This window comes from Rhodoferax sp. (assembly GCF_039922535.1).
Lineage (GTDB): Bacteria > Pseudomonadota > Gammaproteobacteria > Burkholderiales > Burkholderiaceae_C > Rhodoferax_B.
On sequence record NZ_JBDTEM010000431.1, the window covers coordinates 1 to 10,612 of the forward strand.

Below are 10,612 nucleotides of genomic sequence, written 5' to 3' on the forward strand. Positions count from 1 at the left end.
CACAGCCCGGTCGCCTATCTTGCAGAAAAAGCAGCCAAATGGGGCGACCTGCCATTGCATGACTGGCTTAAGACGGTTGTCAAAGACAGTGCATCTCTGTCGCATATCGAAGAGCTATTAGGCCTGCAGAAACCGGAGGCAGACGGCCGCTGAACTATGCTTCGGCTTGTTCAGCCAAAGCCTTTTACTGTGCAACCCGGAATTCAATACGCCGGTTGCGGGCACGTCCGTCGGCGGTTTCGTTGCCCGCAACCGGCCGGTCCGGCCCTTGGCCAGAGGTAGTTAGCAAAGCGACATCTATCCCTTTGCTACCAAAATACAGCTTCACCGCATCGGCCCGCGCAAGGCTAAGTGCGATATTGCTTTCGCGCAACCCGCGGTCATCGGTGTGGCCGATGATTTCCACCTTTTTACCCTTCATCTTCTGCAGGGCTGCCGCCATCTGGTCCAGAATGGATTTGCCTGCTGGCGTCAAAGTCGTCTGCCCGCTTTCGAACTCCACCACGCGGTTGGCCAGCACGCTGTCCAGCACACCTTGGTCGGATGCCGAAACGCGCAAACCATTGTTCACGGTATAGGTCGGGTTCAGATTGGTGGCGATGTCGCTGGCAATTTGCTGGCGCTGTGCTTCGTTGCCCACCTCGCCGCGCAGACTAACAGCGGTACCATCGATTTTCAACTGCCCACGGCTGATGAGTTTCAGGTTCGGGCTGATGATTTTCTGGACATACCCAGACCAGTTAGCGGGCAATACCACCGCGCCAATCGCAATCTGGTCCACCACTTTGTCAGCGCCATACAGCTCCCGCAGACGCGCAAGAACACTGGCTTTGGTGGCTTCATCGGGCACTGTGCCAGTGATCAAAACCTGGCCTGGATTGGGGGTCACCGCAGGTGGGGCAACGTTTTGCGCCCATCCCAGGCTGGAGACAAAAAACAAGAAAATCCACAAGCAACGCATGGCGTCAAGCTCCCATAAACGCTTCACGAAACGAGTCGTAAGCTGATTTCAAAGACAGATTGGGCTGGGACAAATAGCTGGACAGCTTCTTGACGCTGTAATCGGCATCGAGTTGCTCTTCTATCCAATCGGCCGCATCAAAGGCGATGTGCTGCTCGATGCCGATTTGGGGGTCCATGATGGCCTGCAAGGTGCGTGCTGAAGCACCACTGAACCCCAGCACCATGCAAGGCTTACCCTGGAGTTGTGTGATGAACAGCGCCAACTCAAAATCTGCACGTTGCAGAAAAGGCGCAATCAGATGCATCCACAGCGTGGCCACCAGTGCGCGGTACATAGGGTCGTGGGGCAAGGGCAAGATCAGGCTCTTTTCCAGGCGACTGGAGCTGCTAGCCATCACCGGCTGCAGCAGCAAGCCCAGCGCCAACAACAACTGGCGTACAGTACCCTTGAAGCCCGATTGGGCCAGTAACATATCGAGCGCCCCCACGGTTTGCAGATCCAAAAAATCGGCAAATGCAGCGTCGTACGCGGAGGCGTTGAGCTCCAGATCGACGGAGGCCGCCGCTAAATTCTGCAAGGCGGCAGTGGCATCATTGGAGGTCAAAACACCTGTCGTTAGCGATTCAAGACGCGTCCACAGCCGCGCCAAAATGAGAGGACTGCGCTTAATGAACCCCACTGGATCCTCAAGATCTATCGTGCTCATCGACAAAAAAGGAAAACGCCGCTGGGCCTGGTCCGTACTAGCGCATAAATGGCCCGCAACGGCACGTTTGCTGCGTGGCCCCATGAACACAAAATGCAATGGCCGCACGCTGTCGTAAGTAATCTTCCAGCGCAAGTCGCCCGACAGCAAGTCCATCGACTGCGCTAACCAATTGTCCAACAGCGTAATTAACCCGCTGTTGTCCGAAGCCTTGATAAAGTCCCCGCGCGAAGGCACTTTGCCAAAATAGCCCACCTTGGTTTGTGTCGCCGTGCCGCTCATTGCACCACTCCTACCGCACGTGAAGCAACCGAAGCGGCTGGCGCAGCAGGGATAGGATCAGCCGCTAGTGCCGCGCCACCTGCTATGGTTTCCGGCAGCTTCATACCGCGCAGTGTGGGGGTTGAGCCTTTGTCTGACGTAGATCCAGAGACTTGTGCGCTACTGATGATCTTCAGGTCTACCGCCACGGTAACCCCAGCGTTGTTCCAGCTGAGTTCGAAAACACCGCCGTCCTTGCGCTTGCGCGAAGCAGAGTTGATCAAACGCTCCAGCCCGAACCGCCCCGGCTGATTGGCGACCTCTACGGTTCGGCCATCAAACGTCACAGCCGTAATCTTCGCACCAGGCACACCCTGCGCGTTCGGCCAGGTGAAGTTGGTCCATTGGGTCTGGGTATTCCGGTAACGCAATAGCTGCCCATCAATTTCTATGGTGTATTCGGTGGTACCCGGTGCAGGCAATGGCTGGATCTGGAACACGGTCTGCGGTTCTGCCGCACCCCCTGTAGATGCTGCCGCCCCGGCTCCTCCTAGCGGGGTGATCCAGGCTGCAAAATTATTCACAATACTGGGCGACAAGTTGATACCCATGTTCGCCCAGGTCTTGGCAGACAGCGTGTCGCCGCGCCGAACCACCAAGGGCCCCATGGAAGTATTCACGAATTTGGCGACGGCACCATCAGCGCCAAAGATGGCACCGATTTCCGTGTTGTTCGCCTCAATCTTGGAGTCCACCGTAAACGGATATTTGCCCGCCAGTGTCTTCTGAAAGGGCTCATATACCTGCGCCAGCCAGACCTTGTTCATCTCGGACTCGGTCGGCTTGATGGCCACGGTAAAGGCCTGCATCAAAGGCCGCACTAGCAACGGCCGGATGGCTTGCTTTTGCGAATCAGTCATACCAACCAGCATTTGCTCGTCAACATACTTCAGACCATCCGACAGTTCGGAACCCGTGCCTTCCAGGGTTTGCTGCATCAGTTGTTTGGCACCGGGGCCCGTGTCTCCTTGGTTTTTGATGAGATTGAAGCGGGTCCGCAACTTGGACAGTGACTCCATGTAGCCGCGCATCAGCGAAGCGTCTTTGTCCTTGCTAACAACCAGTTTCGCCACGCCAGAAAACTCAGTGCCTACAGGCCCCATCGGCACGTCCGTAGCGAGACCACCCACATTGACCGTCACAGGCGTAGGCGACTGCCGCAGAACGGTAGTTTTGACCCAATCCCAGATGCCGCTCTGGGCACGCATCAAGCCCGCATTGACGAGCGAAGGATTATCCCAAGATGTCTCTTGGTAAACGGTGGTCACGATCTTGTTGATGGGTGAGGTCACGGGGTCACCCAAACGGTTCATCGCGGTCACGGCAGAATCAAAGCCGCTGAGGTCGGCCACTGCCACCCCCTGAATAAACTTCTGCCACTCCTTGGCGTACTCAGCTTTGTACTGGTTGACCAAGGCCTTCTGTATCTGTTCCGGACTGCCTTCCAGGGTCAGGTCGTCTTTAGAGGCGGTCTTCAGAACCCAATCGGCGCTTTGCAGCTCTTTGTTGGCGGCATCCTTGAAGGCATCTTCGACGAAATTCGTCCAGGCATCGCGGGTAAACGCGCCTGAAATCGCGTAGCTACCGACCACCAGTTCCTTGTCTTGATCACCCACAATCCGCGCCACGGTCATGGATGGGAAGCGGGTAGATGCACGCGCCTTCACGTCTGCATACACCCGGTCTCGCGCCGGCATACCGCGCACCACACGGCGCAAGTTCTCCCGGGTTTGGTCCACCAGCGAGAGCTTGGTATCGAGCACGGGCCATGACGGATCAGCGATCTGTTCCAGCGAAAAACTGATCAGGCGTTCGGCACTGCGTATCATCTGCTCGCGCGACATATTGCCGCGGTTGCTCTCCAGCCAGCCGCGCCAGAAACGCGTGATTTGGTCATTAAGGTGGCTGGCCTCGGCGTGGGACTTATCGCCCAGCATCAGATAGGTTTTCAGCGCCTTGTAGGCGTCCTCCACACTGCTGGGCGACACATCTTTGTAGGGCTGCGCGGTGGTGCCACCCGCCGTACGCGTTTCGGAAACGGCACCAGACGTGGAAGCTCCGACCATTTGGGGCGGCCGGGACATCGCCTCCAGCTTGTCTGCACCGCGGTTGACCTCTGCCAAAAACGCTTCGATGTTGGCCGTGACCGGGTTGAGCATGACCTCCTTGATACCCGCGTAATACTCCTCGCGCAGTTTGCGCTCAAGCAAGTCGCCCTGGTAAAGGCCAAAACCCAACGACAAAGGCGGGTTGTCGTGGAGTTTATGCAGCTGTTCAATCCGGTCCTGCAAAATTTCAAGCGCCTCAAAGCGGGACTGCAGATCCAACCGCTTGTCTTGCAGTTTCACGGCCTTGTCCAAGTCGGCCTGCACATTGGCAGTCAACTGCCTATTGCCCACATACGACCAGCTCCAGCCACCCAAAGCCAATCCCACCACGGCAGTTGCCGCAAAAAATACGGCGTAGCGAAAACGGATCTTGGTAGGGCTAGCGTATTGCGACACCAGTTGTTTGTCTGCAAAGATGACCTGCTTGAACAGGTTGAGCAGAAAAAAGCCCTGGTGGGCATTGACCTCTGCATACAGGGGTGGCTGCAAACGCAAACCAAAGCGCTCGGCAACGCGCTCCGAAGAACTACCTTGTGCACTGCCTTCTTGCGCTGCACTGGTAAAGTAAAAGCCCCGAAATACCGGTTTGAACTGGTACGGGTTTTCCTCAAACAGCGTAGCGACGAAGGATGCCAACACGCCCTTGATGGACGCAAATTCGAGAGGAAAAGTCAGTAAGCCGGGCGGCATACGTTCTGAACGGTTCATCGCCATATTGGCCAGGCTCATCTCTTTCAAGCCGTCGTACAACTCGTCAAACCGGGTGTCAAAAAAGTTCACCACCTCCTGGCCGGTGCTATTGCGCCGGTAAGGCAAAGTAGCCCCCCATACGCGGTCTCTTTCGTTGCGATCGCATTCACTGAAAAACTCATTGAAGCCGTTGATCAGATCGGCCTTGGTAAACATCACGTACACCGGGGCAAAAACTTCCAGGCGTTCGGTCAGCTCTTGTACACGTTGGCGCAAGTTCTTGGCCAGGTTGATATTGGTCTCTGGCCGGTTGCTGGTCAGCTCTGCAATGCTGACCGCCAAGATAATGCCGTTGATGGGCGCCTGCTTGCGGTTCTTCTTCAGCAAACCGAGAAAGCTGAACCACTCTTCGCGGTCGTCGTCATACACGGAATAGCGGCCAGCGGTGTCCAGCAAAATGCCATCGGTGGTGAAGAACCAATCGCAGTTGCGAGTGCCGCCCACGCCTTGCACAATTTTCCCGTGCTTGTCGGCAAACGGAAATTGCAGGCCCGAGTTGGTGATGGCGGTACTTTTGCCCGCGGCCGGGTTGCCAATCACCATGTACCAAGGCAGTTCATACAGCGCAGCAGTACCCGATTTCAAACCCAGTTTGGAACTCTTGATGGTTCCCACGGCATCCAGCATGCGCTTACGAATGACCTCCACCTCGTCACGTTGGAAATTGCTGGGCCGCGTCGCCGATTTATCGGCTTGACGCTCCAACATATCGCCCAACTGGGCCGATGCCTGTTTGACGCGCCAGCTTTTATACAACCGGTAGGCCAGCCATGCCGCAAATGCCAACAAGAAGATAACTGCCGCCCAGATGAGCGCAATCTGCATCGCGTTTGCGCCCAGAAACAGGAAACCCGCCAGCGCAGCGAACCCTATGACGACCAGGGTATTCGTATTGGTAAGAAATTGCCAAATTCGTTGCATGTTGGAGATGTGGGAGTTGTAGATGGGGCGCGATGCCGGTCTAGGTATCGGTTCGCGCTGGAATAGGGGATACCACAGGGCGCAGGATGACCGCCACGCGGTCAAAAGCATCCTGGTTGCCAATGCACAAAGCCGTGCCCCCATGGACGCTGGCTTCGTCGTGTGCCAGCGCCAAGGCAGTCAGGCTGGACACAGCACCGGCACTACCGCAGTCTGATGCGACCTTCAGGCATTGGCTATCAGTATCCAGCGCAGGCAATACCGCATACGCAAAGTTCAGCAGCTCTGGCAGGCGGCGCTGGTCGCCGTCGGCTACCAGCAGAGTGACTTGGTCGGCGGGCACATTGGCGGCTTGCAGCGCATGCTGTGCCAGCTCGGACAAAAGTCCACTTTCGATGCGGCCACCGGCATCGGCAGATTTGTCTCGCCGGCCTAGCGCCACACGGTGCAAAGCAACAGCTTCCTGTGTCGCCATCACGGTGGCCTGCTGCGCATCGGCCAACAACAAGCCCACGGCACCTTCGCCCGGTATTTTTCCATGCGGAGTTCTGCTGTTAAGCAATTGCCCCGTCTGCTCCAGTGCAGCGATGCTGTCCTCACCCAGCCAGGATTCGCTGGCCAAGACCAGCCCCAAGCATGGCAAAGACTGGCGATGTGCTTGCTGCAGCATCTGGTCAATCAGCCCCAGCGGATGGAGCTGTGGGTTGTCGCCCAGCGGGCTCAACAGCAACCGTTCTGCGGGCCAGCCTTGGCTTTCGACCAGATGCATGAACCACATCGACGCAGTTTGGCGCGCCTGTTGCGACCAACGGCTGGGCCATACCAGCAACAGCTGCAAGGTAGGCAAGGCCATGCGGGCACGCTCCGCGGCGTTGGCCTGGACATAGGCAGACAAAACCGGGTGGGCCTGCAACTGGGGTAGCAGATCCAATAACACCTCTTGGCCCAGCGCCAGCGCGCGCAATTGCTCATCGGACCAGGTCTGCGCCGCCAGCGGGGACGACACCTGCCATGCGGCCAGTAAATCGGCACCGGCTTTGACATCCAGGTCCGCGATGCGGCCCGCCTTTATCGGAAAACCATCGGCATCGGTCAACTCGGTGTCGAGGGGCAAACGTGTCTCTTTGGATTTCAGGGCCTCCGCCAGCGCATCTGCAGCCTGACCGTGGGCAGACCGCAAGGCGCTGCCCAGCACCACCAGCGTCCAACCACGTTCCTGCTGGCTGGTATCTACGGGTACCTCTGGGTTGCTGGCCACGGGCGCTGCTGACGCAGCCCTAGCCGTGACGGCAGCCGCAAGCCCCACTGCAACTTTGCGCAACAACCAAATCGCCAGCAGAAAAACGATCGGCAGCACCAACATGTACAGCACCACCTCGGACTCGCTGGGCATGCGGTGCGTAGTCTGCCAGTACAGCACCATCAAAATCCAGATGGCGATAAACAGCGCCAACACCAGCGCGCCGCGCTTGAACCAAGCCAGCATCAGCGGCACCCCCTGCAGTGGCGCGACACCACGCTAAAAGCAAATGTATGGGCGATCAAACGGAAGTCGCCCCTTGGCTGGCGATCAAAGTGGCACCACAGGCAGTTTTGTCGCCGTCACGGGCGACCGGGGACCCGTCCACCACCAGCATAGGGTCGCCACTGGCAATCGTATTGGTGCCATGGCCTGGTATCGGGCAGGTGACCTTGTCGCCAACGCGGGCCACCGCAATGTTGCCAGAGGTGGTCTGGGCCGAAGCCTCCACCACGCTCCCCCCATGCGAAGTTTTGTCGCCTAAAACAATAAACGCCTTGCCCATCTCTTTCCCTCCCTTGTGTGTGACTTAGCCACGCAGTCTACCTGCGGTATGGACACGGCCGCCCTGCGCCCCAGCCCTACAAGCAATTTCAGGCCAGTGCAGCCACTACCGCACTATCCCTCAAGGCTTTTTCAGTACCCCGGGCAAATGCAGCTCGGTATGGCCAAAGTCCATCATCTTCCAGCGACCACCCCACGTCAGGCCCACCGATTCGGCAACCTCTCCGTAGCGCCTATAACCCTCCATCGCCCAAGGATCCTTCTCAGAAATCACCAGTTTGCCATCGCGCATGAATGCGCAATCTGCCGCCAGACCATACTGGTGGTAGCTCTGGAAAGCGGCCGCATTGGTCACGTTGGTACCCAAGGCAGCGAGCATGTTTTGCCGCTCTGGGCTCCGGTACCCCTCCAGAATGGTCATGTCGTAGTTGTACTTTTCTTTCATGATCTTGAACACCAGCAGCAGCCGCTGCACATAGTCCGGGTTCAGCAGTTGCCAGTTGCGGCTGGCACCCACCAGCATGGGACGAACCTGTTGAACTTCTTGGGTGGTGAAAAAATCAGGCGGCAGCGGCGGCGGCGGCACCAACTGCTCGCCTTTAAGCAATTCGGCAATCTGCACATTGGTGACGCGCCCAGTGTCCTCAAACCCCTGCAGCATCGATTTACCGCTGAACAAAATCGCGCCCAGCGGGGGCAAGGCGATCAAAACCACAGCCGCCAGGCACAACCAGTAATGCTGCCGAACACCCAGCCAAGTACGTAGCCACCAGCCTTCCAGGCTGCTGCCCGCCTGCCCCAACGCCTGCTTTCTAGATCGTTGCCAAGCTTGTATCCTGTACTTCGTTTTACCTGCGGCGTACCGCACCCAACCCGTTACAACATCCCGTCCTGACCCAAATAGAATCATCCAGGCAATAAAGCAAGCTAACAAAAAGCACAGGCTGATGGCAATAAAAAGCACGGGTAAGCTCAACGTCGCTGACGGTTCACAATTTTAGGAACAGGCATTTTGCAACATACAGAACAACCCAAACGCGGCTCTGAAAAGCCCAGTCTTCTTGCCAGCGCCGTGCCCCACTCCAGCGACACGGACAACGATCGCATCCTCTCCAGCCTGTCTGGCGCTAGCCCAGGCCGCAGCGCCAAACCCAAAGCACCCGGCCAACCAACGCGGCGCACCGGCCTATGGCTCTTGGTGTTGCTCCTGGGAGCCGCTGCGCTCGCCTGGGGCGTGTTCAACCGCCCTGCCGCACCCGTGGACACCACGCCTTCACCCGCAACGATGGTGGTACCGCCCAGCGCCCCCACTACGGTGGCCAGTGCCGATACGGTAACGGCTCCGGCCATTGCCGCCGCGGCCAGCCAAACCGCGGCAACCATCGTCACAGACGAGCCCCAGCCAACCGCTACGCAGGCAGAAGCCACGGCCAGCGCCGACGGACATGCCAACCTCACGTCCACCCTGGAGGCCGGTGTCAAAGTGCCAGCCAACACCCTTAAAGCCGCGCTGAAAGCCAGCCCTGCTGCCGCCCCACCGGTCAAAGCCACAACCGCTTCAACCAGTCGGCCCGCAACCGTGGCCGCCAAGGCACGCCCACCCGCAGCCAAGCCAGTGGCCGTCGCAGACAACGACGTTGATTTGATCTCGGCGTTGGTAGCGCATACGGAAAACCAGCCCATCCCCGAGTCCACCGCTCCCCCGCAGAGCCGCAAAGCGGCCTCCGCCCGCGTCAACCAAGACATCGTGGAACGCCAACACGGCGACTCCACCGTGTCTTTGCTCAAACGTTGCAAGCGCCTGGGCGGCACCGAAGCCAAGCTGTGCCACCGGCGTATTTGCTCGGGCGCGTCGTCTAACGATGCAGCCTGCAAAGCCAAGTAATAGCCACCGCATGCCTAACCCCCAAGACCTCTTGGCCCAGCTGGCCGAATTCAGCAGCGCCACCCGTCTGTACGCGCTCACCCTGCCCAACCTGCCCAGCGTCAACCTGCAGGTCGAAGCCTTCTGCGCCACAGAAGCCCTGCACACCGTAGGCGCACGGGACCTCATCGTGCTTAGCACCGATACCCAGCTGGAACTCAAAACCCTCATCGGCCAAACCGCCAGCCTGCAAACCACCCTGTCCGACGGCAGCCTCACCTGCTTTACCGGCTTGGTCAGCGAGGTCGCCAAGCTGGGCACGAGCCTGGCAGCCCAGGGTAGCCTGACCCGTTTGCGCCTGCGCGTGGTGCCCTGGATCTGGCTCCTGTCGCAGACCCGCAACAGCCGCGCCTGGCAGGACCAAAACGTCATCCAAATTGTGGACGTTATTTTCCAGGCCTATAACACCGCCGAAGGCAGCTTCGCCGCTTGGCGCTGGAGCGACGACGTCGCCCCTTTCCTGGAGGCCGCCCGCCCGCGCAGTTTTGTGGCCCAGTACCGCGAAACCGACCTCGACTTCGTCAGCCGCCTGCTGGCCGAAGAAGGCCTGGGCTGGCGTGTGGAAGAAAGTGAAAACGCCCCCTGCGGCCACCAGATCGTGCTCTTCGCCGACACGACCCACACCACCGCCACCCCCGAAGACCGCACCAGTTTTTTGGGGGCAGAGCCCAATAGACCCACCAATAAACCCGGCATCCGCTTCCACGGAGCCCGCGCCATGGAAGAGCAAGACAGCGTGCAAGCCCTGGTGCAAAGCTGCACCCTGCAGCCCAGCCGCGTCACCCTGCAGAGCTTTGACTACAAAACCAAGCAATCGGTCAGCACCAGTATTGCCAGCACCCCCAGCAACCGTAAAAACGGCACCCAGGGCGGAGCCCAGAGCAGCTCCTCCATGCCCCAGTTGGAGCGCTACGACAGCCCCGGCATGTACGCCTTTGCCACCCCGGCCGAGGCCCGCCACTATGCCGAGCGGCTGATCGAAGCCAGCGAAGCCCGCAGCACCCTCTGGCAAGCCCGCTCCAGCGTGCGCACCCTGCGCCCCGGCACCCGCTTCACCCTCAGCCAGGGACCGCTGGCCTCGCTCACCTCACTCTCTGCACCGGACGCAGAAGAC

8 protein-coding genes and 1 pseudogene are annotated in these 10,612 nt (G+C 58.9%); 3 read left to right on the forward strand and 6 right to left on the reverse strand.

Annotated features, from left to right (window positions below):
• A pseudogene (locus tag ABI213_RS20570) lies at positions 1-153 on the forward strand (type VI secretion system protein TssA); the annotation flags it as partial.
• 31 nt (positions 154-184) lie between these two features.
• Here the strand turns inward: ABI213_RS20570 and ABI213_RS20575 are convergent.
• The 6 genes from ABI213_RS20575 to ABI213_RS20600 all read right to left on the reverse strand — a co-directional run bounded on the left by ABI213_RS20575 (position 185) and on the right by ABI213_RS20600 (position 8,538).
• On the reverse strand, positions 185-961 hold the full coding sequence (locus ABI213_RS20575; RefSeq protein WP_348006141.1) for an OmpA family protein: 777 nt from the start codon (positions 959-961) through the stop codon (positions 185-187).
• 4 nt (positions 962-965) lie between these two features.
• Complete coding sequence (gene tagF / locus ABI213_RS20580; RefSeq protein ID WP_348006133.1) at positions 966-1,952, reverse strand: type VI secretion system-associated protein TagF; 987 nt, start codon at positions 1,950-1,952, stop codon at positions 966-968.
• Positions 1,949-5,770: a type VI secretion system membrane subunit TssM gene (gene tssM / locus ABI213_RS20585; RefSeq protein WP_348006134.1), complete on the reverse strand. Its 3,822-nt coding sequence runs from the start codon at positions 5,768-5,770 to the stop codon at positions 1,949-1,951. Before tssM ends, tagF begins: the two co-directional genes overlap by 4 nt.
• Before the next feature lie 40 nt (positions 5,771-5,810).
• Entirely contained in the window at positions 5,811-7,256 is a 1,446-nt protein-coding gene (locus ABI213_RS20590; protein ID WP_348006135.1) for a hypothetical protein, read from the reverse strand.
• 55 nt (positions 7,257-7,311) lie between these two features.
• Positions 7,312-7,575: a PAAR domain-containing protein gene (locus ABI213_RS20595; RefSeq protein WP_348006136.1), complete on the reverse strand. Its 264-nt coding sequence runs from the start codon at positions 7,573-7,575 to the stop codon at positions 7,312-7,314.
• 120 nt (positions 7,576-7,695) lie between these two features.
• Entirely contained in the window at positions 7,696-8,538 is an 843-nt protein-coding gene (locus ABI213_RS20600; protein ID WP_348006137.1) for a M15 family metallopeptidase, read from the reverse strand.
• Between the two features lie 48 nt (positions 8,539-8,586).
• On the opposite strand from ABI213_RS20600, the gene ABI213_RS20605 reads away from it, so the two are divergent.
• Complete coding sequence (locus ABI213_RS20605) at positions 8,587-9,459, forward strand: hypothetical protein (RefSeq protein WP_348006138.1); 873 nt, start codon at positions 8,587-8,589, stop codon at positions 9,457-9,459.
• Between the two features lie 10 nt (positions 9,460-9,469).
• The coding region (locus ABI213_RS20610; protein ID WP_348028460.1) for a type VI secretion system Vgr family protein at positions 9,470-10,612 on the forward strand (1,143 nt) is incomplete at its 3' end.

What these genes read in the sequence shown, in the direction of transcription:
- tssM (WP_348006134.1), bottom strand. Translation starts at nt 5,770, where the DNA reads ATGCAACGAATTTGGCAATTTCTTACCAATACGAATACCCTGGTCGTC.
- ABI213_RS20595 (WP_348006136.1), bottom strand. Translation starts at nt 7,575, where the DNA reads ATGGGCAAGGCGTTTATTGTTTTAGGCGACAAAACTTCGCATGGGGGG.
- ABI213_RS20590 (WP_348006135.1), bottom strand. Translation starts at nt 7,256, where the DNA reads ATGCTGGCTTGGTTCAAGCGCGGCGCGCTGGTGTTGGCGCTGTTTATC.
- ABI213_RS20575 (WP_348006141.1), bottom strand. Translation starts at nt 961, where the DNA reads ATGCGTTGCTTGTGGATTTTCTTGTTTTTTGTCTCCAGCCTGGGATGG.
- tagF (WP_348006133.1), bottom strand. Translation starts at nt 1,952, where the DNA reads ATGAGCGGCACGGCGACACAAACCAAGGTGGGCTATTTTGGCAAAGTG.